23 protein-coding genes and 3 tRNA genes are annotated in these 24,004 nt (G+C 36.7%); 11 read left to right on the top strand and 15 right to left on the bottom strand.

Translation table 11 applies throughout. The features are described from left to right. Positions 1–51: 51 nt before the first annotated feature. Both B9T27_RS04175 and B9T27_RS04180 read right to left on the bottom strand, forming a co-directional pair. Positions 52–471 (bottom strand): tautomerase family protein, encoded by a 420-nt coding sequence (locus tag B9T27_RS04175; RefSeq protein ID WP_228146140.1) that lies wholly within the window; start codon positions 469–471, stop codon positions 52–54. Positions 472–514: 43 nt separating this feature from the next. Beyond that, a complete protein-coding gene (locus B9T27_RS04180; protein ID WP_086205599.1) occupies positions 515–1,297 on the bottom strand; it encodes an SDR family NAD(P)-dependent oxidoreductase in 783 nt (260 codons plus the stop codon). 149 nt (positions 1,298–1,446) lie between these two features. Here B9T27_RS04180 and B9T27_RS04185 point away from each other — a divergent pair, with 149 nt between their 5' ends. Continuing rightward, positions 1,447–1,956 (top strand): winged helix-turn-helix transcriptional regulator, encoded by a 510-nt coding sequence (locus B9T27_RS04185; protein ID WP_086205600.1) that lies wholly within the window; start codon positions 1,447–1,449, stop codon positions 1,954–1,956. A gap of 329 nt (positions 1,957–2,285) precedes the next feature. Here B9T27_RS04185 and B9T27_RS04190 read toward each other — a convergent pair. Next, positions 2,286–2,375 (bottom strand) — tRNA-Ser (locus B9T27_RS04190). 644 nt (positions 2,376–3,019) lie between these two features. On the opposite strand from B9T27_RS04190, the gene greB reads away from it, so the two are divergent. Next, positions 3,020–3,502 (top strand): transcription elongation factor GreB, encoded by a 483-nt coding sequence (gene greB / locus B9T27_RS04200; RefSeq protein WP_086205602.1) that lies wholly within the window; start codon positions 3,020–3,022, stop codon positions 3,500–3,502. Between the two features lie 961 nt (positions 3,503–4,463). Continuing rightward, positions 4,464–5,576, top strand: a complete 1,113-nt coding sequence (locus B9T27_RS04205; protein WP_086205603.1) for a transglycosylase SLT domain-containing protein — start codon at positions 4,464–4,466, stop codon at positions 5,574–5,576. Positions 5,577–5,651: 75 nt separating this feature from the next. Here the strand turns inward: B9T27_RS04205 and B9T27_RS04210 are convergent, their stop codons facing one another. After that, positions 5,652–6,035, bottom strand: a complete 384-nt coding sequence (locus tag B9T27_RS04210) for an SCP2 sterol-binding domain-containing protein (protein ID WP_086205604.1) — start codon at positions 6,033–6,035, stop codon at positions 5,652–5,654. 221 nt (positions 6,036–6,256) lie between these two features. Beyond that, positions 6,257–7,165 (bottom strand): tRNA 2-thiocytidine(32) synthetase TtcA, encoded by a 909-nt coding sequence (ttcA, locus tag B9T27_RS04215; RefSeq protein ID WP_086205605.1) that lies wholly within the window; start codon positions 7,163–7,165, stop codon positions 6,257–6,259. Positions 7,166–7,658: 493 nt separating this feature from the next. Between ttcA and B9T27_RS04220 the strand changes: the two genes are divergently transcribed. Together B9T27_RS04220 and htpX are read left to right on the top strand one after the other, a co-directional pair. Beyond that, positions 7,659–8,567 carry a lytic transglycosylase domain-containing protein gene (locus B9T27_RS04220; RefSeq protein WP_086205606.1) on the top strand — a complete coding sequence of 303 codons (909 nt, stop codon included), beginning with the start codon at positions 7,659–7,661 and terminating at the stop codon, positions 8,565–8,567. Between the two features lie 124 nt (positions 8,568–8,691). Next, positions 8,692–9,597 (top strand): protease HtpX, encoded by a 906-nt coding sequence (gene htpX, locus B9T27_RS04225; RefSeq protein WP_086205607.1) that lies wholly within the window; start codon positions 8,692–8,694, stop codon positions 9,595–9,597. 56 nt (positions 9,598–9,653) lie between these two features. Here htpX and B9T27_RS04230 read toward each other — a convergent pair whose 3' ends face one another. Next, positions 9,654–10,016 (bottom strand): hypothetical protein, encoded by a 363-nt coding sequence (locus B9T27_RS04230; protein ID WP_086205608.1) that lies wholly within the window; start codon positions 10,014–10,016, stop codon positions 9,654–9,656. Between the two features lie 26 nt (positions 10,017–10,042). Continuing rightward, the gene (locus B9T27_RS04235) at positions 10,043–10,624 is read right to left on the bottom strand and encodes a DUF4112 domain-containing protein (RefSeq protein WP_086205609.1); all 582 of its coding nucleotides are present in this window, start codon (positions 10,622–10,624) and stop codon (positions 10,043–10,045) included. Between the two features lie 740 nt (positions 10,625–11,364). Between B9T27_RS04235 and B9T27_RS04240 the strand changes: the two genes are divergently transcribed. Then, on the top strand, positions 11,365–11,739 hold the full coding sequence (locus B9T27_RS04240) for a diacylglycerol kinase (protein WP_086203533.1): 375 nt from the start codon (positions 11,365–11,367) through the stop codon (positions 11,737–11,739). 65 nt (positions 11,740–11,804) lie between these two features. On the opposite strand, the gene groL is transcribed toward B9T27_RS04240, so the two are convergent. The 4 genes from groL to B9T27_RS04260 all read right to left on the bottom strand — a co-directional run bounded on the left by groL (position 11,805) and on the right by B9T27_RS04260 (position 15,666). Next, entirely contained in the window at positions 11,805–13,439 is a 1,635-nt protein-coding gene (gene groL / locus B9T27_RS04245) for a chaperonin GroEL (RefSeq protein ID WP_086205610.1), read from the bottom strand. A gap of 59 nt (positions 13,440–13,498) precedes the next feature. Next, positions 13,499–13,789, bottom strand: a complete 291-nt coding sequence (locus tag B9T27_RS04250; RefSeq protein WP_086205611.1) for a co-chaperone GroES — start codon at positions 13,787–13,789, stop codon at positions 13,499–13,501. A gap of 178 nt (positions 13,790–13,967) precedes the next feature. Continuing rightward, positions 13,968–14,747: a metallophosphoesterase family protein gene (locus B9T27_RS04255; RefSeq protein WP_086205612.1), complete on the bottom strand. Its 780-nt coding sequence runs from the start codon at positions 14,745–14,747 to the stop codon at positions 13,968–13,970. Then, positions 14,728–15,666, bottom strand: a complete 939-nt coding sequence (locus B9T27_RS04260; RefSeq protein WP_086205613.1) for a diacylglycerol/lipid kinase family protein — start codon at positions 15,664–15,666, stop codon at positions 14,728–14,730. Before B9T27_RS04260 ends, B9T27_RS04255 begins: the two co-directional genes overlap by 20 nt. Before the next feature lie 407 nt (positions 15,667–16,073). Here B9T27_RS04260 and B9T27_RS04265 point away from each other — a divergent pair, with 407 nt between their 5' ends. Further along, complete coding sequence (locus tag B9T27_RS04265; protein WP_086205614.1) at positions 16,074–17,903, top strand: phosphoenolpyruvate carboxykinase (GTP); 1,830 nt, start codon at positions 16,074–16,076, stop codon at positions 17,901–17,903. 94 nt (positions 17,904–17,997) lie between these two features. Beyond that, positions 17,998–18,381 (top strand): hypothetical protein, encoded by a 384-nt coding sequence (locus tag B9T27_RS04270; protein ID WP_143222562.1) that lies wholly within the window; start codon positions 17,998–18,000, stop codon positions 18,379–18,381. A 64-nt stretch (positions 18,382–18,445) separates the two neighbouring features. Here B9T27_RS04270 and glpD read toward each other — a convergent pair whose 3' ends face one another. Beyond that, positions 18,446–19,975, bottom strand: coding sequence for a glycerol-3-phosphate dehydrogenase (gene glpD / locus B9T27_RS04275; RefSeq protein WP_086205615.1), 1,530 nt, complete (start codon positions 19,973–19,975; stop codon positions 18,446–18,448). Positions 19,976–20,120: 145 nt separating this feature from the next. Then, entirely contained in the window at positions 20,121–20,879 is a 759-nt protein-coding gene (locus B9T27_RS04280; RefSeq protein ID WP_086205616.1) for a DeoR/GlpR family DNA-binding transcription regulator, read from the bottom strand. Positions 20,880–21,345: 466 nt separating this feature from the next. Between B9T27_RS04280 and B9T27_RS04285 the strand changes: the two genes are divergently transcribed. Then, positions 21,346–21,774, top strand: a complete 429-nt coding sequence (locus B9T27_RS04285; protein ID WP_086205617.1) for a hypothetical protein — start codon at positions 21,346–21,348, stop codon at positions 21,772–21,774. Between the two features lie 34 nt (positions 21,775–21,808). On the opposite strand, the gene B9T27_RS04290 is transcribed toward B9T27_RS04285, so the two are convergent. After that, positions 21,809–22,477 (bottom strand): class I SAM-dependent methyltransferase, encoded by a 669-nt coding sequence (locus B9T27_RS04290; RefSeq protein ID WP_086205946.1) that lies wholly within the window; start codon positions 22,475–22,477, stop codon positions 21,809–21,811. Between the two features lie 322 nt (positions 22,478–22,799). After that, on the bottom strand, positions 22,800–23,648 hold the full coding sequence (gene folD, locus B9T27_RS04295; protein ID WP_086205618.1) for a bifunctional methylenetetrahydrofolate dehydrogenase/methenyltetrahydrofolate cyclohydrolase FolD: 849 nt from the start codon (positions 23,646–23,648) through the stop codon (positions 22,800–22,802). A gap of 152 nt (positions 23,649–23,800) precedes the next feature. Here folD and B9T27_RS04300 point away from each other — a divergent pair. Then, positions 23,801–23,874 (top strand) — tRNA-Cys (locus tag B9T27_RS04300). Between the two features lie 12 nt (positions 23,875–23,886). Further along, positions 23,887–23,972: transfer RNA gene (locus tag B9T27_RS04305), tRNA-Leu, on the top strand. The last annotated feature ends 32 nt before the right edge of the window (positions 23,973–24,004 follow it).

The following is a 24,004-nucleotide window of genomic DNA, read 5'->3' on the forward strand; positions in this document are numbered from 1 at the left end:
ATTGCTATTTTTAACAGTAAGTTCATCTAAATTCAGGTGCTTTTATTGAATTTACTCCTCATAGGCCGAGGGCTTATTTTCCTGTTTCCATTTAGCTTCCGCAGTCGTATTGGGTAAAGGTGGTTTTAAGCCATTGATTGTCCATAATTCAAAAGAAGTTTCATTAACATGAAGTTCCCAGCGAAACCCTCGATTATGAACATATGGATTCAAAACTTGTGTACAAGCCGTTAAGAATTGTTGTTGTGCATCATGTCCTTTTATGGCACGAGCAATATGATCTATAGCTACTCGTACAAAGTCATTACTGGCCTGACCACCAATATAGAAGTTATTTTGACTAATGCTTTGAAAAAATACATTGACGTAAAATTTGGGTAAAAATGATGCATAAAGTTGCGTAATATTTTGTGCAAGTTGTTGTTTATCTTCATCGCTGAATGCATTTTCAGGATGGTATATTTTCCACATTGGCATATTCAATTACTCTTATAAAATTAAAAATGATTTACAGTTATAAATAACGTGAAGGTACAGCACCAGATTGAGTCAATCCTCTAACTAATGCACTTCTAGAAATTTCATACTGTTCCCATAAAGAGATATCTTCTAAATTCGGGAAAATAACATCTTCACCTTTATCGAGGGCTTGTAGAGCAATATCAACCAGAGTTTCAGCTTGCATAAATAATGCTTCAGGAAATGGGGATGGCGTATTTGCAAAAAATTCTGATTTAATGGGACCAGGCATAATGACTTGAACCCTAACGCCTTGAGATTTCAATTCGGCTTGTAAGGCTTTAGAAAAATTCAATACATAAGCTTTAGAACCACTATAAGCTCCTGCTCCTGCGACAGGCATTGCCGCAATGATTGATCCAATATTTATAATGTTGCCTGAACCTTGTTGACTAAACCGTTTCGCTGCAATCAATGATAAATGGGTTAATGCGATTACATTGACTTGTAACATCTGGGTTACAGACTGAGGTTTAACTTGTTGACTGGTACCTAAAGCACCTAGACCAGCACAATTGACGATCAGATCAAAATTTTCAGCCTCCGCAATACAACTAGAGACTCTCTCTAAATCTGTAAAATTAGCTAAATCCGCAACAATAATTTGAATATTTTTTGAATACTTTTGTTTTAAATCCAATGCCAAGCGCTGTAATCGATCTTCACGACGAGCAACAATAATTAAGTCATAGCCCCTAGCAGCCAGTTGATTTGCGTAAGCTTCACCAATTCCAGATGATGCTCCAGTCACTAAAGCAGTTTTAGATTGCGAGGTCATATCAAAACGTCCTATGTAATAGCATATCAACTCTTATTATTAGAGTTATTGTGTTTTTATAAAATAACTCTTATAATTAGAGTTATCAATAGCAAGTTGAATTTTTTTCTTATTTGATTGAAAAAATGAGAAATATTCTAGGAATTTTTATGAAATCAAATGATTTTGATGGTATGAGTTGCCCCATTGCACAGGTCACCAGTGCTTTGAATGATCGCTGGGGGGTTTTGATCATGCGTGATTTATTATTAGGACTTCGAAGATATGATGAACTTAAAAAATCCACCAATATTACGCATGCAACCTTGTCTGATCGCTTGAAAGTTTTAGAAAAAAATGGTCTGATTCAAAAAAAAATGTATCAAACCAAGCCTGAACGTTATGAATATCTACCAACAGAAAAAGGACAGGCATTTGGTTTAATTATCTTAATGATGTTACAACTAGGGAATAAATTGGACGAACAGGAACACAAGCAACCACAACTTATCGCTGTAGAAAAAGATACGCATGAACCAATCGCATTGACTATTATTAATACAAATAGCCAAAAGATAGTTGCGCTTGATCAAATCAGCATTATCGCTGGTGAAGCAGCAGATGAGAAAACACTTTGGAGGCTAGAACAAGCCAAAAAACATCAAGTCATAACTATTTGAAACTAATCCTATTTTCATTTATTTAACAATGTAATATAAAACTATTATTTTTTAAATGTTTAGTTCAATCAAGGGTATTTTCAATACATATTTGGAACGGTCTAAAAGTATGTTTTTTTAATTTATTAATAATATATAGTTAATTATTAAGTTATATTTCAAATCTTAAAAAGAAAAATTTAAAAATTATTAGACTGGCTGATATTCTAATTTTATCCAACACCAGATCACTACATTTTATCCAGTCCAAATTTTTAGGTAGATTTTTAAATGAAAAAAATAAGAGCTAAAAAAAAGACCCTTGATCATCAAGGGTCTTTTTACATATTTGGCGGAAGCGGTGAGATTCGAACTCACGGAGGGGGTAAACCCTCGTCGGTTTTCAAGACCGGTGCATTAAACCGCTCTGCCACGCTTCCAATGGCGGCTATCATATAAATAAAACACACCTTTGGCAAATACTTTTATAACTCCCCAACGCTAAATGTTCAAAATAAAAGCAAAAAAAGCTTATTTTTCTAAAATTTCAGATTTTTCATAAATAATCGAGTTGATAGACCACTGCTTTTATCCAAAGGTGTCATTACTTCTACCTCATCATCCACTTGTTTCCGCAACAATCCGCTAGCCATCGGTGAATCATAAAATATGGTGTGGATAATAATCGTAGATTCCATCTCTCCCCCTAAAATTGATATTTCATTCCGAAAAATTAAGCTCATACAATCTCTAAAGATGATGATGAATAGATATTTCAAATACAAACTATCAATTACTTGTCCATATCTTGGCATCCAAACAAAAGAGGCTCAAGCAATGACTCGTGAAATTATCCTACCAAAACAAAGGATTGATATTTATGATCATAAGAATATGATACTTGAACAATCTTTTAAACTTTCTGAGTGAAAAGTGCGATTTTTATACTATTTGCTTTCAATAGATTTTCAAAAAGTGGAGTCTAAGACTCAAATATTTTGATGAACTTGTTGATAAGCCCAATAAGCTTATTTATAAATTTTAAACACTGTGATGTCTTGCATAAAATTTTGGAGTTTTTATCTTGAATCGTAAATTACTTACTGCTGAAGGCTATCAACGCTTACAAGATGAATTAAATGATTTAGTCCGTAAAGAGCGTCCAGAAATTACGGCTATCGTGTCATGGGCAGCAAGTCTCGGCGATAGATCAGAAAATGCCGACTATCACTACAACAAAAGAAAACTACGTGAAATAGACCGTAGAATTAGATTTTTGACTAAGCTTTTCGAAGTTGCTCATAAAATTGAATATAGTCCTGAACAAGATGGGAAAGCTTATTTTGGTGCTTGGATTAAACTAGAAAATGACGAGGATGAAACGATTAAATTCCGTATCGTCGGTGACGAAGAAATTTATGGTCATAAAGACTATATTTCTCTCCAGTCTCCATTAGCCAAAGCTTGTTTAGGTAAGTCTATAGAAGATGAAATTTATGTACAAACACCTAATGGGAAAAAACATTGGTATATCATTGAAATCCACTATACAGAAAGTAAAAATTAAATACTTATTTAACAGGAATGAATAGAATAAATTTCGTATGTAAGGATCAATCTTTTAGAATTCTTAATTTATTTAGATCATCCTGAATAGGGTCACTAGGAATAATTCACTTATTGCTAATTTGGCTTTTAAATAGAGATTTTGGAGGATGCCTTTTTCTATCGCAAATTTAATTTCCGATGTAACTCTACTGAATTTCAGTATTTAAATAAATATCATATTTAACTATTAAAATGTTTCAGCTCAATTTACCTGATCTTCATATTACACTCGAGCACTCATAACTCACATTACAATTTCTCACTCAAAAAATTATTTCCATTAAATTTAATCAAAATATTCGGGATAGTTTCAATAGAATGCTTGATCATGATATCTAGCCCATAAATGGGAAGTCTTGTTCCCAATTTACTTTAGATGGAAATGTTCATTTTCAGTAAAACCATCCCTATCTATCCATGACAACTCCCGCCTTGGCTATCTATCTCAGTAATTTACACGAGCTTTCCAGTTTATTTTTAAGCTAAGTCAGCATGTTCTTCAAACTGTAATCTTGCGTCGAATTTATTATGTCCAGAACATGTGATTAAGTTAGATTGCATGATCAAAACCACAATTAGAATTACAATGACTTACAACATAAAATATTTTACATACCATTTGTGCAAATCCATCGACCAAAAAATAAATTAACAATATAATTCAAACAATTAAGTGGCAACAAAATACTGTATTCTGTACAAAATTTGACAATATTATTTTCTGCCTATATTATGTGCGCATGTTTTAGCTTATATATCTTTTAATTCTGTAGTTTTACTACACAACATCCAAATCTCATATGTCATTTTGAATGACGTTCATGAATGCCCACTCTTATTGAATTTATCAACTTGATAAAGTCTAGGCAGCTTTTTGCCTCGATTTTGTAGGGCACTAAATTACTTGTAGCGGAGACAACATGCGCAGTAGTTCACTTTCTGGGTCGAGGCGTTGCCTTAACTCTATTTTTAACTCTCTTCCACTAAAAACTCTGATTTTATCCACTGCATTAATTCCTTTTTATAGCATTAATGCAAGTAAGACTAATCAATACAACACCGTGCTCAGTTCAAGTAAATTGACCGTTGTTGCTGTTTCCAATCCAAGCATCGTATTTAAGGATGGAAAATATAACCATGGCTTTGCATATGACCTAGTCAACAACTATGCACAAAGCCTAAATGTTAAGTTAGATTTTAAAACCGTCCCTGATAATGCCACGGCATTAAAAATGGTTGCACAAGGTAAAGTTAACTTCGCAATAACCACCTCCACAATGCAAACAGTTGAAGCTAAGCAATTAACTTCATTCTCAGCAACCTGTGGTGATTTTAATAGTCTGAAAAAAAATGGCTTAAATACTGAATTAAACTGGGTATTTAAACATGCTGAAGATCCCCTCACAGCAACAGCGAGTGGCTTTGTTTGCCAAAGTAAACAAAATGGCGCGATTCAGCAACTAGCCTCTTTTTATAATCGTAATGTGGTTAAAAAAGATGACTGGAATATTATTCAACGTGATTTAAGCAATCGTATGCCAATTTATCAGGCAAGCTTTAAGAAAACTGCACAACAATATAATCTTGATTGGCACTTTCTTGCAGCAATGGGTTATCAAGAATCATATTTAAAACCAGACTCTGTTTCTCCCACAGGTGTCCGTGGCATTATGATGCTTACCAACCAAACGGCTAAAGCGATGGGTGTCAGCAATCGTACTGATCCTGCACAAAGTATTCAGGGTGGTGCTAAATATTTCGATATGATGCTAAACCGATACTCTCATATTCCCAATCCAGATCGTCATTGGTTTGCATTAGTCGCTTACAATATGGGACCAGGTGCTGTGGATAGTATTCAAAAACGTATTAAAGCTCAGGGTAAAAATCCAAATGATTGGATGAATTTTTATGAGTATTTAATGCGTAATCAGGCACAAAATGGTCGTTATAAACAAGCAATCCAGTATGTGACACGTATACGTGCATATGTAGAACATATTAAAAGCGATCCGAAGTTATTAGAAATTTAACTCTCTTCGCTACTTAATATGCAAAAAAAAAAGCTTAGCTGAAATCGCTAAGCTTTTTTTTTGTTTTAGAGGTAATTAAGCTGTGTGCTCAAGTACTTTCTTAAATAAATCTTTTTGTTCTTGGCTTGGCTTAGCGGTTTGTAAAGCCATCAATTGTGACATATCACCTTGAACTTTAATTTTACCCGTCATGAATGCTTGCATCGCAGCAGCCATATCAAATTCTAAGAATACTTTACGTAAGGTATCAGCATCCATGTTTAAGGTAGTTTTTGCATTTGCAGATGTACCTTTAACGATTTTACCACCATCTAAAGCCAACTCTGTGTTGCCGTCTGCATCTACAACGACTAAATTAATTGCTAAACCAGCCAATGCTGGTGGCAAATTTAAATCTCCAGCGTCAGCTGTTAATTTTTCGACAGTTGTAAACCAATCATCAGTTAAAAATGCAGGCATGTTCATTCCTCAAATTATTTATTCAGTGTGTTGTCTATCCGAACAACATTATATGGTGAAGCATTTTCGCTTGACCATTGTTATAGCATGATAATTTTGATTTAGGCTAAAATTTTTTGTACGCGCTGTTCATTCATTATTGATTTTATCGTTATCTTTTTTTTAATCAGGTACTCAATCAATATGAGTACCTGATTTGTTCAAAAAATTGGCAAAAGTGATCAATCTGCCGATAAACTTAAATTCACCACATCTAAACGATTTTTCATTTCAACGCTGTCAGATTTCATGTCAAATTCACGTTGTTGATCTAACGCTTCAAAATCGAATAAATCACGGTCAGCCAATTGTGATGGAGATACATTTTGCATGGCACCAAAAATACTATGTAAACGCTTCGGATGTTGTTTATCCCATTCACGTAACATGTCATTAATAATGGCGCGCTGTAAATTCTCCTGAGAACCACACAAATTACATGGAATAATCGGGAAATTACGCAATTCCGCATATTTAATAATATCTTTTTCTTCCACATACGCCAGTGGACGAATCAAGATATTCTTTTTATCCGTTGACAGTAATTTAGGTGGCATCGCTTTTAAACTACCACCATGAAACAAATTCAAGAAAAACGTCGCCATAATGTCATCACGGTGATGACCTAACGCGACTTTGGTTGCACCAATTTCTTGTGCAAACCCATAAAGTGAACCACGACGTAAGCGTGAACACACCGCACAGAACGTTTTACCTTCAGGCGTTAAACGCTTCGTAATGGTATAGGTATCTTTTTCCAAAATATAATAGGGAATATTGTTCTCTTCCAAATATTTTGGCAAAACATCTTCAGGGAAACCAGGTTGTTTTTGATCTAAATTGACAGCAACAATCTCAAAATTGATCGGTGCAATACGCTTAAATTGCAACAAGATGTCTAACATGGTGTAACTGTCTTTACCACCAGATACACAGACCATGACCTTATCACCCTCTTCAATCATTTTGTAATCACGAATTGCGTGACCAACCTGACGTCGAAGTTTTTTTAATAAACGATGATATGCCGAACTTGTTGGCAATTCTGGTTTGAAATTAAATCCTTGTTCAGACTCAACTGGCGAGTACATAGACGAAATTAACCATAAAAAAAATACTGCGCAATTTTAGCTGATTCGTTGCTTAATCGCATCTAAAGATTTTTATTTTTACAACTTAAATTTATGCCGTCATGATTACGTCTTATTCTTCGATTAAAAAGAACGTAGCAGTTCATTTTTTATACCAATCGCTTATCTTTTGGACTTTTCCACAGTTTTCCACAAAACCTGTGGATAAAATTGTGGATTCTTTGGGGCTTGACACCAAATACTCCCGTTGGAGTGGGCATCCCATTTAAATTGATCATTTTTTAATCACTATTTAATATCTATATTTTACAATAAGATATGCAAGTCAAGCGATGCTTATAAAAAATAAATTAATATTTTTTTTGATTAATATGCCATCAATTAAGGCTTGATTTTTTTATTTGTCTTGTTAAAAAACAATTCACAGTTTGTCTAGCCATAATAATTTGCTAAACTCCAAAGATATGCAGGAATGACTCTATAAATTACTACAATGAAAATATTCTTAAAAAGCTCACTATTTTGTATTTTCGGGGGATTGAGTATCACGCCATTCTCAATGCACGTCTTTGCCGGTCAAACTATTTACCAACTCCAAGATTCCAATGGGACCACATTACTCACCAATAAAAAAAGTAAATACGGTAATTTAAAAGTCGAAAAAAAAACCTATTATCCTGATAGTAATATGCATAGTTATAGCAACTGGGGTGCATCAGAAGCTTCTGTTCTACCAAGTTATAGTCGAAATAAAAATGCATTCGACCCTATTATTCGTCAAGCAGCGCAAACTCATGGCATTTCCGAAGGCTTGATTAAAGCCGTTATGCATACTGAATCAGGCTTTAATGCGAGTGCACGCTCACCTGTCGGTGCACAAGGCTTGATGCAACTGATGCCTGCAACTGCCCAACGCTTTAAAGTCTCTAATGCCTTTGATCCACAGCAAAACATTTTTGGTGGTGCTAAATACCTAAGTTGGCTGTTAAAACGTTTTAATGGCAGTACTCAACTGGCTTTAGCTGCATATAATGCTGGCGAAGGTAATGTCGATAAATATGGTGGTATTCCCCCATTCAGAGAAACCCAAGATTATGTCCGCCGTGTATCTAGTCGGTATTCTAATTTATATTCAAATGGCTTAGGTCAAGTCAGCAATCATGCCTCTACTGGACAAATAATTGCCCAATCCAATCCAAATAACTCAACCTCGAATAACGATACAGCAAGTACTCAAATAGAAAACTCATCGTCCAAGAACAAAAATGCCATTATAATGCCTGCTAAATATTCGCCACGCCCCATTATTATGGCCTCCGATGGTACCTTTACCGATGCCCCATCAGGCTCATATTCAACTAGCCATGCCACCGCTTCAGCTCACATCACGATTTCTAATTAAATTCTATTTTTAAACATCGATTTTTACGATTGTTGTTGAATTTTTTAGAGACAGACCGCATATTAAATAAATGGTTTATGACCTATAAATCGAATTATTTATTATTTATAAGAGGAATTACTTGATGATGCGGATTGGTTTGTTTTTGCTAACCAACCTCGCGGTTCTGGTTGTAGCTGGCATAATCCTATCTTTATTAGGTGTTGGTAGCTACCACGGTGCTGGCGGTCTAAAACTAGGCAACCTGATGGTCATCTGTTTAGTCTTTGGTATGGCGGGATCAATGATCTCCTTACTCATGTCAAAATGGATGGCAAAGAAAACCACAGGCACTGAGCTAATTGACCCGAATGCTCCACGTAGCCAAGCCGAAGTTTGGTTATTACAAGAGGTTGCTCAATTATCTCAACGTGTCGGCATTAATATGCCTGAAGTGGGTATTTTTCCATCGTATCAATCTAATGCCTTTGCAACAGGTTGGAATAAAAACGATGCGCTCGTTGCAGTTTCAACGGGTCTACTAGAACGTATGAATAAAGATGAATTACGTGCAGTACTAGCCCATGAGATCGGTCACGTTGCCAATGGTGACATGGTTACGCTTGCGCTTATTCAAGGGGTAGTCAACGCATTCGTCATGTTCTTCGCACGTATCGTCGGTGATTTTATTGACCGTAACGTTTTTGGTCGTGAAGATGGTGAAGCACCTGGATTGGCTTATTTTGGTATCACCATCGTATTAGACATTGTGTTTGGTATTCTTGCTTCTGCTATCGTAATGTGGTTCTCACGCCATCGTGAATACCGTGCAGATGAAGCTGGTGCACAATTGGCGGGTAAAGAAGCCATGATTTCGGCCTTATTACGCTTACAAGCAGAGTCTGAATTACCCGATCAAATGCCAAAAGAAATGAAAGCTTTTGCAATTACTGAAGGTAAGGAACAAGGCTTTAGTTTGGCTGCCTTATTCCAAACCCATCCAAGTATTGAACAACGTGTTGCGGCTTTACGCCAACTTAACTTACCTTAATCAAAGTTAATCGATATTCAGTAATAACAAAGCCTCCTATAGGAGGCTTTGTTATTTTAATTCACTTGTTTTGACTGAATACAACGTAATAAGCTACCATTCGGATCAATCATACAGAATAGATCAATATCATCTAAATGTTCAATTTCAGTGATTTCAGCATGGGGATATTGAGTCCAATCTAAAGCCTGCCATTGCTCAAATAAAGACTGTAAATTCTGTGTACGAATGCAGGCACTAAACCATGAATCTTTTGAATTTAGCTGTGGATGATGAAAGAATTCGAGTTGTAAAGTCCCACGTTGAATAATCATCCATTGTTGTGATTGATAACTACATTGAAAACCTAAAAATGCATAAAACTGTAGTGTTTGATCAAAATCTATTGCGGGTAAATTTGCTGAAATATAATCCTGCATGAATAGACTCTATTTTTTAATGAATGCTAAAGGTTTATCCCTTGATACCAATGCCATACCGTGGTTAATCCAAACCACAACGCAATAGCCATAAAAATTAAAATGATTAAGCCCAAAATATCAGGAATATGCAGCCACAACCATGCCACGATCGGATTTCGCCAAAATGCAGAATAAAGCTGTTTTTGTTCTAATTTTTCATGCAAAAAAGGATGAATAACATGAACATCTGTTTTAATTTGATATTCTGTCTGTATATGTTCATGTACCACATCTAAAGCTTTACGACTGGGACGAATAAAAATATCAAATAACGTTCCAATAATTGGAATGCATCCAACCAGCCCATCCATGACTGCCAATTGCATCACTCCATTCAATTTTGCTTGCGGGACACCAATCTGTTTAGCCTTGTATACGGCATAACAAGTCAGTACAAATCCTGCGACATCTCCTGCAATCGGAATGGTACTCAATGCGGCATCTGCACCAACACCTTGCTTGGTAAAAGGAATACGCACCACAGAATCCATCATATTGGCAAACTTAGCCAAATCACGTTCTAATTTAATGACTTCTTGCTTAGATAGTTTTTTTGCGGTACTCATCTTGGATTTGATGACCTAATATGTATATATGCACTTGAATATCATAACTAATAAATTCAATATCTTGTATATAAATTTATTATTTTATAACTCACAACATAATCATTTAAAATATAAGGAGATATATTGAAACAGCGTATAAACCAGTACCAGCCTCCAATATACAACTGCTTTAACTGCCCATCCGTATATAATATAAAAAGCTGCTTTCTTTTATCACATTGAAGATATCAGCAACAGTCTTGATACTTAATTTGAAGTAGATAGATTTACCTCAGTCATCAGCAAAACACCCAGCTCATCGACGGCGCTCACTTACTGCTTCAATAGGATCAACATCCAACCCACCGAAAGTCATGGATACTCAAATTATAATTAAACTGATTTAGACCATACCGCTTAAACGTTCAATTGCTCAAATCCACAGACCCGTATAAAACGTCGATGTTCATCTGTATACATTCTTCTATTGAACACATCCAAGCCATTAATCGTAGAAGCTTCTTTTAAACGGTATAAAATACTGCGTGTGCTAATACACCATAATGCAACTATAGTTTCTCTTACCTCAACAGTTTAATATCCATTCAAAAATACTTAGAGTAAGAAAAGTAGCTTATATATTATTTCTATAAATCTTACTTATCATCGCAATACTTTTGTATTAGCAATGGTTCAAGATTAATTACATTTTAAGTTTATTATGCTATTTTGCCTAAAATTTTTGTCTATTTTAAGTTATGAGTGAATATTCTCCCTATAAAGGAAAAACTGGTTTTAAACGAGTATTGAATGCTACGGGTTATTCTATAGCAGGATTCAAAGCCGCTTTTAAAAATGAAGCTGCTTTTCGTCAAATTTTATTGCTGAATATTATTTTAATTCCAATGACTTTTTTTCTAAATATTAGTCAGGTTGAACAAGCGCTAATGGTTGCCGTATGTTTACTGGCAATTATTGTAGAATTGTTTAATTCAGCCATTGAAGCCGTGGTTGATCGCATTTCATTAGAACAGCATGAATTGTCTAAAAATGCCAAAGATATGGGTAGTGCAGCCCAATTTGTTACTTTAGCCATTATATTTTTTACTTGGGTTATTATTTTATTTTTATAAGCCATTTTATATAAAAAAATCCCCGCTTTGAGCGGGGATTTTTTATGATCTGAGATCGGGATGAATTACATCATACCGCCCATTCCACCCATGCCGCCCATATCTGGCATCGCTGGTTTGTCTTCTGGAAGGTCTGTAATCATACATTCCGTCGTCAACATCAAACCGGCTACAGATGCAGCATGTTCAAGTGCTGAACGAGTTACTTTCGCTGGGTCAAGAATACCCATTTCAAGCATATCGCCATATTCGCCAGTTGCAGCGTTATAACCGAAGTTACCTTCGCCATTTTTCACAGCATTAATGACAACTGAAGGCTCATCACCTGCATTGGCAACAATTTGACGAAGTGGTGCTTCAATCGCACGACGAAGAATGCTGATACCGACAGTTTGGTCATCATTTGCACCAAAAAGGCCATCAAGCGCAGATACTGCACGTACCAGTGCAACACCACCACCCGCAACAACACCTTCTTCTACAGCAGCACGCGTTGCATGAAGTGCATCATCAACACGGTCTTTTTTCTCTTTCATTTCAACTTCAGTTGCTGCACCAATTTTGATAACTGCAACGCCGCCTGCTAATTTAGCCACGCGCTCTTGAAGTTTTTCTTTGTCATATTCTGAACTTGATTCTTCAATTTGTGCACGAATTTGTTGAACGCGATCTGCAATTTGAGTTACATCACCAGCGCCATCAATTATTACTGTATTTTCTTTAGATACAGTCACTTTATGTGCAGTACCTAAATGCTCAAGCGTAGCTTGCTCAAGTGACATGCCAATTTCTTCAGAAATAACAGTACCACCAGTCAAGATTGCAATATCTTGCAACATTGCTTTACGACGATCACCAAAACCAGGCGCTTTAACTGCACAGACTTTGATAATACCGCGCATGTTGTTTACAACTAAAGTTGCCAACGCTTCGCCTTCAACATCTTCAGCAATGATTAGAAGTGGTTTACCTGTTTTTGCAACAGCTTCTAACACCGCAATCAATTCACGAATATTGCCAATTTTTTTGTCAACTAACAAAATAAATGGGTTTTCAAGTTCAGCTGTTAATGTATCTTGTTTGTTTGCAAAGTATGGGCTGATATAACCACGGTCAAACTGCATACCTTCAACAACATCAAGTGCATCTTCGAAGCCTGAACCTTCTTCAACAGTAATAACACCTTCTTTGCCAACACGTTCCATTGCTTCAGCAATAAGCTTACCAATAGTAGTATCCGAGTTAGCAGAAATTGAACCCACTTGTTCAATTGCTTTGGTATCAGAAGCAGGCTTAGCCGTTGCTTTAATATTGTCAACAACTGCACGAACTGCAAGATCGATACCACGTTTCAAGTCCATTGGGTTCATACCCGCAGTCACTGATTTGATACCTTCGTTTAAGATAGCTTGTGCCAATACAGTCGCAGTCGTTGTACCATCACCAGCGATGTCATTGGTTTTTGAAGAAACTTCACGAACCAATTGAGCGCCCATGTTTTCAAATTTGTCTTTTAAAGTAATTTCTTTAGCAACAGTAACACCATCTTTAGTGATGTGTGGTGCACCGAAAGAACGATCAATAACAACGTTACGGCCTTTCGGACCTAAAGTTACTTTTACTGCGTCTGCAAGAACGTTTACACCTGCGATCATTTTTGAACGCGCTGAATCACCAAATTTTACATCTTTAGCTGACATGCTGAACTCCAAATATTTTTAAATTTTTAACACATTGGTCTGTATACGTATTTTGAAGATTAAGCTTCAAGAATCGCTAAAATGTCAGACTCTTTCATAATGAGAAGCTCTTCACCTTGAACTTTTACTTTTGTTCCAGCATATGTACCAAACAATACATTGTCACCAACTTTAACATCTAAAGCGCGAACACCATTGTCAGTAACTTTGCCATTACCTACAGCGATAACTTGACCTTCTGCAGGTTGTTCAGCTGCTGAATTACTTAAAATAAGACCACCAGCAGTTTTTGTTTCCTTTTCAACACGGCGAATAACAACGTTATCGTGTAAAGGACGAATATTGCTCATAGGAAACTCCATCAGACTAAGTCTTTTATAGTGAATTGATAATGGCTTATTTATTCCATTCGCCATCATCAGAAAATTAATTTCGATGACACTTTGGTGGGGATGGAAAAAAACGCTTCAAGGGGAAAATCAAAAAATATTTCTTATTTTGTTTATTTTTCACTCAATCACTATAATTTTAGTGACTTTCATCCTGTTCAGCCGCTCTTAAAAGAAATTCTTGTCTTTGTTCATCAAAAAAATAATGTTGAAAAGTACCATCCTTACACAGGACATTAAAACTATTAAGCATCTTTTTATGCAAGCGCTGTGACGTTGCTGTTCCTGCATGCACCTCATAAATCGGATGCTCGAGGTTTAACTCAAATTCTCGATTTAAGTCATATACAGCCACAAAATGTAAATGCCCATGTAATAAAGCATATAAGTTATGCTGTCCCCACTCTTTCAGCGCGAATTTTGCTAAAGTAGGACAATCATTTAGATGATGGTTTTCTTTGGCAGTATAAAAAGGTTGATGACTAACAATGATCTTAAATTTGTTCAGTGGAGCGTCTATTAATTGCTGATCTACCTTTTGAATTTGCTCAACAGAAATATGGCCTTTGGTATGAAAACGCCGACGAATACTATTTAATCCTATTAAATAAAAATGTTCCGTCATGAAGGTTTTTTCTAGACTTCCAAAAAAAAGTTGATACAAGGTAAATGGACGAAAAGTTCTGTTCCAAAGATGATACAGTGGGATATCATGGTTTCCGGGTACCACAAAATAAGGAATATTGAGTGATTCTAAAAACCTTTTACAATGATAAAATTCTTTAAATTTAGCCCTTTGTGTGAGATCACCACTCACCACCACAACTTCAGGCTGATATTTGGCACAAAAACGCTGAATAGCTTGCATACATTCAAAACGCTCTGTTCCAAAATGTAAATCAGAGAGATGAAGTAACATAAGGCACCATAATGTTTAACGCATTTTTTTCCACATGAATATTTAATGGCGTCATCATTTCTACAATCTCACCATCTATAGCCACTGTTAATTTCGTTTTTTCTGAATAAACATTCACTTGATCAGCACTAAAACTATACACATCGGAAGCTTTTTCTAACTGCCCGCGGATCGTCTGAAATAAGGTTCTAAATAAAGTGCGCTTATCCCCTTTAGCAATAACCACACCAGCTACCTGCCCAATCTCTGCACTCTTTGCGATTCTTAACTTCATTTCTGCAAGCTGCAATTGATTGTTTCCAAAGAAAATTAAAGGTGTTTTTACTGGATATTTTTTTCCATCCACTTCAATCTGAAGCTTTAGTTCTTTGCGGTCACGAATCAGTACATCGAGACCAGAAGTATAAGCATTAATCAGTAGACGTCCAAATTTACGATTATATACTTCGCGTCGTTTAATAAATAAAGGGTATAAGCCCAAACTGGCATTGTTTAAGTAAATCTGATCATTTATTTTTGCAATATGTGATGAACGCGGTTCGCCCGTGCCTATAACTTTTGCAGCATCCAAAATATCTAAAGGGATATTTAACGCACGCGCCACATAATTAAATGTTCCCAAAGGTAAAACTCCCAAGGGAATAGTCTGATGGAGAAGTTGTGAAGCCACGGCATTCAAGGTTCCATCCCCACCTGCTGCAACAATTACGCCCTGATCATTATATTGTTGATGTCGCTCCAGAATTTTTTGCATCAATAATTTAATATTCGATTCAGAACTAATATCAAAAATCTGTACATCAAACCCTTGTTCTACCCATATACTTTTTAACTGCTCATAAATTTCAGCTGATTTATAGCTATGAAATCCTGATTTTTGATTATGAATCATAGATAATGGTTTTAATTGTGTAGTCATAATCTAATTTATTCTAAAGTAATCACTCTAATTTCGTCGAAATATTAAACAAATAATATTGCCATTATGTAAAAAACAAATGAGTAGCATTTATAAAACCAATCAGAAAATAGAAGGTTTTAAATACAACAAACTATTGATTAATAGTAACATTTATTGATTAAATAATACATATAACAAATTATAATGAATCGTTTTTAGCAGCATTAATTTAATTAAAACAAATAATAACAATAAGTTAGATCAAGCATGCCTTTTCATATCTTTTACGGCCTTAGTCTTATTTTTTGCATGAATTTATGATTTAATACAGCCACTTTTTTTCATACTTAAATTTGAATGGTATATCACATCATTCAAATTGTTATTTGTACATAAAATTGTACACATTTGAGATAGGCCTCACCATGACCCAAGTGAACGCACCAGAATTCGTTCGTCACCCTAAGCTTATTGCCTGGGTTGAAGAAATTGCAAAATTAACGAAACCAGCAAAGATTGAATGGTGTGACGGAAGCGCAGAAGAATATCAACGTTATATCGACTTGATGATCGCTAACGGCACTATGCAAACGCTTAACCAAGAAACTCACCCTGGTTCGTATTTAGCAAATTCTGATCCTTCTGACGTTGCTCGTGTTGAAGGTCGTACTTACATTTGCTCTGAAAAACAAGAAGATGCTGGCGCAACAAACAACTGGGAAGCTCCAGCTGAAATGCGTACTCGCTTAAATGGTTTATTTGATGGTTCAATGAAAGGACGTACTTTGTATGTTGTTCCTTTCTCTATGGGCCCTTTAGGTAGCCACATTGCACATATCGGTATTGAACTTACTGACTCGCCTTATGTTGCAGTAAGCATGTCTAAAATGGCTCGTATGGGCAAAGCTGTTTATGACGTACTTGGTACTGATGGCGACTTCATTCCTTGCGTACATACCGTTGGTGCTCCGCTTGAAGCTGATCAAAAAGACGTAGCTTGGCCTTGCAACCCTGAAAAATATATCGTGCATTATCCAGAAACGCGTGAAATCTGGTCTTACGGTTCTGGTTACGGTGGCAATGCATTACTGGGCAAAAAATGCCTAGCTTTACGTATTGCATCGGCTATGGGTCGTCAACAAGGCTGGTTAGCTGAGCATATGTTGATCCTTGGTGTGACCAATCCACAAGGTGAAAAACATTACATCGCAGCAGCATTCCCTTCTGCATGTGGTAAAACTAACTTTGCAATGTTAATTCCACCAGCAGGTTACGAAGGCTGGAAAATTGAAACTGTAGGTGATGATATTGCTTGGATCAAACCAGGTGAAGACGGTCGCTTATATGCAATTAATCCTGAAGCTGGTTTCTTCGGTGTAGCACCTGGTACCAACATCAAAACCAATCCAAACTGTATGGCTACGCTGACTAAAGACGTCATCTATACCAACGTTGCAGTTACAGACAATGGTGAAGTTTGGTGGGAAGGTTTAACCAAGGAGGCACCTGCGAACCTAACCAACTGGAAAGGTCAGCCGCATATTGCAGGTGAAAAAGCTGCACATCCAAATGCTCGCTTTACTGTTGCTGCTGGCCAATGCCCTTCAATTGATGCTGACTGGGAAAATCCAGCAGGTGTGCCAATTTCTGCATTCATCTTCGGTGGTCGTCGTGCAGACACAGTACCTTTAGTGTCTGAAGCTTTCGACTGGATTGATGGCGTATATAAAGCCGCTACGATGGGTTCTGAAACTACTGCCGCTGCTGTTGGCCAACAAGGTATTGTTCGTCGCGACCCATTTGCGATGCTTCCTTTTGCTGGCTACAACATGGCTGACTACTTCGCTCACTGGTTAGAACTTGGTGAACAAGTTGCAGCTAAAGCTGAAGTTGCAGGTAACAAACTTCCCAAAATTTTCAATGTTAACTGGTTCCGTCGTGATGCTGAAGGCAACTTCGTATGGCCTGGTTTCGGTCAAAACATGCGTGTTCTTGAGTGGATGATTGATCGTTGTGAAGGTCGTGCTGAAGCGACTGAAACTCCAATTGGTCTTGTTCCAACTTACGAACAATTGAATTGGACTGGTCTAGATTTTTCTAAAGAACAATTCAACACAGTAACTGCGCAAGACAAAGATCAATGGATCAAAGAGCTTGAAAGCCACACTGAGTTGTTTGCTAAATTAGGTGAACGCTTACCTAAAGAATTAATCACACGTCAAAATGAATTACTTAAAGCAGTTAAATCTGCTTAATTTACAATAAATTAAAAGGTCACTTCGGTGGCCTTTTTTAAAATTAAAATTTATAAATAAAGTTAAAATCATCATCACACTAAGGAAAAATAAAATGAAAAAATATCTGGCCATTACGGCACTTTTTTTCACCTTATCTAATGTTACAAATGCAGAAAGCACCACCAAAACTGACGTGGCGGCTAACACACAAGCAACTCCGATTTGCTTGGTAGAAGGCATACCTTCAACAGACCAATTCAGAAGCATTAAGCGTATTAAAGTAGCTAAAGGCACATATGGAAGTGTGGTAGAGCTCTACCCTAGATTTGCCACATCAGCTAGAAAATTAGGCGCAGATGTAGTTGTTAATTACAATGGTAGTCAAAGATTTGGTTTCTGGCCTTGGCGCATCGTAAGACCAGTTGTATGGGGGACTGCAGTAAAGTGGAATACCACTGTTGACTGTAATGCACTTGGTGGTAAAGAAATACATTAATAATAAAAGGCCACTAAAGTGGCCTTTTTACTGCATAAATAAGCTCATTAGCTCTGCAATAAAACTAAGAGCTTGTCGATTGCGCTCGCTGTTGATGTAGCTTTACTAAATACTTATCTAAAATTTGAATTTCACTTGATGTAAATTTCAAACCAAGCTTAGATCGGCGCCATAAAATATCAGCACTATTTACAGCCCACTCTTGGTCGACTAAATAATTTACTTCTTGTACAAACAAATCATGCCCAAAATTTTGCCCAAGATCATCTAATGAGGTCTTATTTTCAAGCATCTGCCAAACTCGAGTACCATAAGCATGCACCCATCGCATCGCCAAAGTCTCAGAAATACCCACGACCCTTTGCACAATTTTTTGAGCCAAAGCATCCGCAGAAATAAAGTCTTCTGCACCTGGTAATAGAGCTTTTCCAGTCCAACTCGCTCGCATGTCTGGAAAAAACGCTTTGAGCTGTAGCATGGCTGATTCAGCCAGCTTCCGATAAGTGGTAAGCTTTCCACCAAAAATAGAGAGTAGCACGGCATCTTCAGGTTTTTCCTGAGACAAGGAAAGCGTGTAATCTCGTGTCACTACAGAAGGGTTATCCGACTCATCGTCACATAAAGGACGTACTCCCGAATAAGTCCAACAAATATCCGCCCGACCCAATTGGACTTTAAAATGATCATTCGAAACATTAATTAAATAATCTATCTCTTCATCTGTAATTTCAACATGATTGGGATCGCCAGTGTATTCACGGTCTGTCGTTCCAATTAAGGTATATTCATCTAAATATGGAATAGCAAAAACAATGCGTTGATCATCATTTTGCATAATAAAAGCTTTATCACCGGCATAAATTTTAGGAACTACAATATGACTTCCCTGAATGAGACGAATACCATAAGGCGATTTGAGCTTTAAATCTTGTTGGATAAATTGCGCCACCCAAGGTCCCGCAGCATTTACTAAAACTTTGGCTTTAATTTGATACGTACCCTGCTGATTCTCTAAATCAACTAACCATTCGCCGTTTTCGTGCTGAGCAGAGATGCAACGCGTATGAGTCACAATTTTTGCACCCTTTTTACGTGCTTGCATGGCATTTAAAACAACTAAACGTGCATCATCCACTGCACAATCTGAATATTCAAAACCACGCGTAATTTTTGCTTTGAGTGGACTATTTTCAGTATTGAAATTAATTAGCTTTGAGCCTTCTAGCTTTTCTCGCTTTCCCAAATGATCATACAGAAATAAGCCTGTACGAATCAGCCAAGCTGGGCGTAAGTGAGGTTGGTGCGGCATAATAAAACGCATTGGTCGAATAATGTGTGGGGCTTTATTTAACAACACCTCACGTTCGGCTAATGCTTCACGAACCAAACGAAACTCTTTATGTTCTAAATAACGTAAACCGCCATGAATCAACTTACTACTAGCAGATGATGTATGGCTAGCAAGATCATCTTTTTCACATAAAAATACAGACAAACCTCGACCTACAGCATCATTTGCAATACCTACACCATTAATACCACCACCAATAACTACAATATCATATCTAGCTTGGCTCTCTAAAAGCTCTTTCATTTGCAACCACCGGTATGTTCAATTTTTTTCGATTTAGAAAATATTAGCTGATTAATTATTAAACTTCTATCAATTTTTAATCAAACTTACAATTCTTTATTCTTGCTCAATTGCATCAATACGGGTTTATATAAAATATTGAAATTTACCTAGCAACGACTAATGTGACATTATTTTCAGACATAATTTGCATATATTGTTCATCAGGTTTTTGATCGGTATACAGACACTCAATCATATTTAAGTGCCCTAAACGCATCATGGCATGTCGCCCAAATTTACTACTATCAGCAACCAATAACACATGTTTAGAATTAGCAATAATTACCTTTGATACAGCAACTTCCTGAAAATCAAAATCCAATAATGCACCATCCTCATCTATTCCACTAATCCCAATAACAGCATAATCCGCTTTAAAAAGACTAAAAAAATCAGCTGTGGCTTGTCCAATCACACCACCATCTGGACGTACTCGGCCACTGGCAATCATGACCTCAAAATCCTCTTTAACACTCAGGATTTTCGCAACATTTAAATTATTAGTAATAATCTTCAAACCATGATGATGTAGCAAAGCGTGTGCGATTGCTTCTGTAGTCGTACCAATATTAATAAAGATCGAAGCATGGTTCGGAATTGTTGCAGCAACTGCTTTAGCAATCCGTTGTTTTGCTTCTAAGTTATAACTGAGCCGCATACTGTATTCAGTATTCATCACACTTGAATCAATCGCAGCGCCTCCATGATAGCGACGTAATAAACCCGCATCTGCAAGTTGATTAATATCCCGACGTACGGTTTGTGGTGTGACTGAAAAATACTGTGCTAATTCATCAATACTGACGTAACCACGCTCTTTGACCAGTTCAATTGTTTGTTGTTGCCTTACGAGCAAACTCATATTAATGCTCCAGAACTAAAACTATATTTTCGAAATCGAACATTTACAATATTGATGAAAATGACTAGCGTCAACATTTAAAATAAAAATATTCAAGCTTTGTGTTTAAACGATTAAATAATCCATAAATTAAAATTTGTAATTAAATACAACCTTATTTTTTATTTAATAATTAATAAAATCATTGAGAAAAAACTCAACCCATACCCAAGAATAGTACGATGAATATACCTAACTAGCTTTCGCACTTTTTTCTTAAAAGAATGAAACAGTTCAACCTACCAAACAAAACTAACTTTTTCATACGCCTAATCAATGCATGAATCCTCTCAGTATTCATAATCAACGCAATATCAACTGGTCGATAAAATATGAGCAACATGCTTAAATTTGAGTAAATCCATCATCGTCAAAATTTTTCAGCTATGGCATACTCCAATAAATAATAACGCTGGAACTTTCAAATATGAAAAATATGAAAATACTAGGCTTGGGATGCATTATTTTAGCTTTAACAGCATGTCAAACTACACCACGTCACTATAATGGCGTAACTGGTTATAAAATTGAAAACAAAACAGACAACAGTGCTACGTTAGCTTATACCTTAGCAGGTCGTTCAGACCGTAAACTTGATATCGATAAACTGCAACGCGCCTGCCAAAAAGTTCTCGGTCCAAATAAAACCTATAAAATTTCTGTACTCAGTACCAATGAAATTATTAACCCTAAAACCTCTGAGCAAGATCTAACTGGTGTTAAACTAGGGCATTCACGAACTTCATTTGGTCTTTCTAATACGCCAAGTTTAAATAATAGTGAAGATTACGCGATGCGCCAAGCTTTAGAAACGCGACCAAGCACTTTACATGTGATTCGCTATACCTGTTCTTAATTAAGAACAGAGTGAAATTAATAACAAGACGCTGTTATAGCGTCTTATAAAAACTGACATTCCTAAATTCTTTAGATTCATCTAAATCAGGCCAAGTCGTCGCACTTCGTTCATCTAATTTTTGATAATTGGGATGACTAAAGTTTTTTACACGACTATCTGCCACCCAGACTTCTGGTGCAAATTTTAAAAATTCATCTAAGAAAAAACGATTACACTGATCATATAAAACATCAGCAGCCAAGAGCACATCGACTGGTTCTGCTTGATATAAATCATCTAAATATTCTAATTCAACATTATTCAATTCAGCATTGGCACGGCATGAATCCAAACTAATGGGATCTATATCACAACAAATCACGCGTTTTGCCCCTGCCATTTTCGCTGCAATCGCAACAACACCCGATCCTGTACCAAAATCTAAAACGACCTTATCTTTTACGTAATGTGGCTCTGCAAGCAACCACTGCGCCATAGCAAGACCAGATGCCCAACAGAAAATCCAGTAAGGTGTATCACTCCAAATACGACGAATAACTTCATCATCTAAACGTTCTGTAGGAAACACAGGGGGAATTAACCACAGTGAAATTGGAGTTTCAGGCAATTGCTGTGCTAAAAGTTCACAATGTGGAATCACTTCATGTAAAGCTTGAAGCAAATGCTCAGGGGCTTTAGGAAGTTGAAAAGTACAGCTCATTTCGACCAAACCCAATTCATTATTTAAAATTAATTCATAATATCTAGAAATACATAACTCAACCACAACTGGTCAAATCATACTTATAGAAGTTTGAAGCAAGCTATGACCAATCAAATACTTAAAACACGTTATAGATGACAAAAACTGTGTTACTCAACTCAATTTCTGATTGTGCTGAAATACAAATAAATTAAACCAAAGATCAGTCCCAATCTTTAATTAATAAAGACAAAATTTTATTCCTCATCTTTTACTTATATTTAAAATAAAAGCTGCATACGTAAATTACCCATGCAGCTTTTATGATTAAAATTAAAAATTAACCTAAGGCTTTTTCTGCAGCTTCAACTGTCTGACGAATCAACGTAGTAATCGTCATTGGGCCCACACCACCTGGAACAGGTGTATATGCAGATGCCACATCTTCAATCCCCACTAATTGAATATCACCGACACCGCCGCCTTCACGTGGATGGAAACCAGCATCAACGACCACAGCACCTTGTTTAATCCAATCTTTTTGAATCAATTCAGCCTTACCGACAGCACCCACAATAATATCCGCTTGTTTTACAAGTTCTGGAAGATTTTTGGTCCGTGAATGACAAATCGTTACTGTTGCATTGGCTTGGAGCAACATCATCGCCATTGGTTTGCCCAAAATAGCCGAACGCCCTACAACAACTGCATGTTGTCCTGCAATTTCAATGTTATTTTCTTGCAAGATGGTCATGATCCCTGCTGGCGTTGCTGAACCATAAGCCGCTTCACCCATCGCCATACGACCAAAACCCAGACAAGTCACACCATCAACATCTTTAGCCAAAGCAATGGCATCAAAACAGGCACGTTCATCAATTTGTTCAGGTACAGGGTGTTGTAAAAGAATACCATGTACATCTGGATTGGCATTTAATTTTTCAATTTCAGCCAATAATTGTTCAGTGGTGGTTTCTTTACCCAATTCAACCTTTAAAGAATCCATGCCAACACGACGGCAAGCATTACCCTTCATACGTACGTAAGTTGCAGATGCACCATCATCACCGACTAAAATCGTTGCTAAAATTGGGGTGCGACCTGTTTTTGCTTTTAACGCGTCTACACGTGTTAACAAGTCAGTTTCAATTTGTTTTGCTAATGCACGACCATCTAAAACCAATGCCACGGCACATCTCCAAGGTAGATATGAATCAATTTTATAAATAATACATGATTATTTAGTCGATTTTATTCTATATGTCGATTTTATGTGCATATGCACACTCTATAGTATTGTTTTTTTTTCAAAGGTTGCTAATATGTGCATCAACAAGAGATGGCGGGGTGGCAGAGTGGTCATGCAGCGGACTGCAACTCCGTGTACGCCGGTTCGATTCCGACCTCCGCCTCCAACTTGTTAAAATGCCCGAGTGGTGAAATCGGTAGACACAGGGGATTTAAAATCCCCCGCCCACAAAGCGTGCCAGTTCGAGTCTGGCCTCGGGCACCATTTTAATACTTCTTAAAATGGTGCAATAAAAT

The sequence above is a fragment of the Acinetobacter sp. ANC 4648 genome, assembly GCF_002135345.1.
GTDB lineage: Bacteria > Pseudomonadota > Gammaproteobacteria > Pseudomonadales > Moraxellaceae > Acinetobacter.

Bases quoted from the DNA above. Each gene is read 5' to 3' on its own strand.
- B9T27_RS04255 (WP_086205612.1), bottom strand. From the start codon at position 14,747: ATGTTACTTCATCTCTCTGATTTACATTTTGGAACAGAGCGTTTTGAA.
- glpD (WP_086205615.1), bottom strand. From the start codon at position 19,975: ATGAAAGAGCTTTTAGAGAGCCAAGCTAGATATGATATTGTAGTTATT.
- B9T27_RS04175 (WP_228146140.1), bottom strand. From the start codon at position 471: ATGTGGAAAATATACCATCCTGAAAATGCATTCAGCGATGAAGATAAA.
- groL (WP_086205610.1), bottom strand. From the start codon at position 13,439: ATGTCAGCTAAAGATGTAAAATTTGGTGATTCAGCGCGTTCAAAAATG.
- B9T27_RS04280 (WP_086205616.1), bottom strand. From the start codon at position 20,879: ATGAGTTTGCTCGTAAGGCAACAACAAACAATTGAACTGGTCAAAGAG.
- B9T27_RS04240 (WP_086203533.1), top strand. From the start codon at position 11,365: ATGAGTGAATATTCTCCCTATAAAGGAAAAACTGGTTTTAAACGAGTA.
- B9T27_RS04250 (WP_086205611.1), bottom strand. From the start codon at position 13,789: ATGAGCAATATTCGTCCTTTACACGATAACGTTGTTATTCGCCGTGTT.
- B9T27_RS04185 (WP_086205600.1), top strand. From the start codon at position 1,447: ATGAAATCAAATGATTTTGATGGTATGAGTTGCCCCATTGCACAGGTC.
- B9T27_RS04230 (WP_086205608.1), bottom strand. From the start codon at position 10,016: ATGCAGGATTATATTTCAGCAAATTTACCCGCAATAGATTTTGATCAA.
- ttcA (WP_086205605.1), bottom strand. From the start codon at position 7,165: ATGTACTCGCCAGTTGAGTCTGAACAAGGATTTAATTTCAAACCAGAA.
- htpX (WP_086205607.1), top strand. From the start codon at position 8,692: ATGATGCGGATTGGTTTGTTTTTGCTAACCAACCTCGCGGTTCTGGTT.
- B9T27_RS04220 (WP_086205606.1), top strand. From the start codon at position 7,659: ATGAAAATATTCTTAAAAAGCTCACTATTTTGTATTTTCGGGGGATTG.
- B9T27_RS04180 (WP_086205599.1), bottom strand. From the start codon at position 1,297: ATGACCTCGCAATCTAAAACTGCTTTAGTGACTGGAGCATCATCTGGA.
- B9T27_RS04210 (WP_086205604.1), bottom strand. From the start codon at position 6,035: ATGCCTGCATTTTTAACTGATGATTGGTTTACAACTGTCGAAAAATTA.
- B9T27_RS04265 (WP_086205614.1), top strand. From the start codon at position 16,074: ATGACCCAAGTGAACGCACCAGAATTCGTTCGTCACCCTAAGCTTATT.
- B9T27_RS04235 (WP_086205609.1), bottom strand. From the start codon at position 10,624: ATGAGTACCGCAAAAAAACTATCTAAGCAAGAAGTCATTAAATTAGAA.
- B9T27_RS04260 (WP_086205613.1), bottom strand. From the start codon at position 15,666: ATGACTACACAATTAAAACCATTATCTATGATTCATAATCAAAAATCA.
- B9T27_RS04290 (WP_086205946.1), bottom strand. From the start codon at position 22,477: ATGAGCTGTACTTTTCAACTTCCTAAAGCCCCTGAGCATTTGCTTCAA.
- B9T27_RS04205 (WP_086205603.1), top strand. From the start codon at position 4,464: ATGCGCAGTAGTTCACTTTCTGGGTCGAGGCGTTGCCTTAACTCTATT.
- B9T27_RS04285 (WP_086205617.1), top strand. From the start codon at position 21,346: ATGAAAAATATGAAAATACTAGGCTTGGGATGCATTATTTTAGCTTTA.
- B9T27_RS04270 (WP_143222562.1), top strand. From the start codon at position 17,998: ATGAAAAAATATCTGGCCATTACGGCACTTTTTTTCACCTTATCTAAT.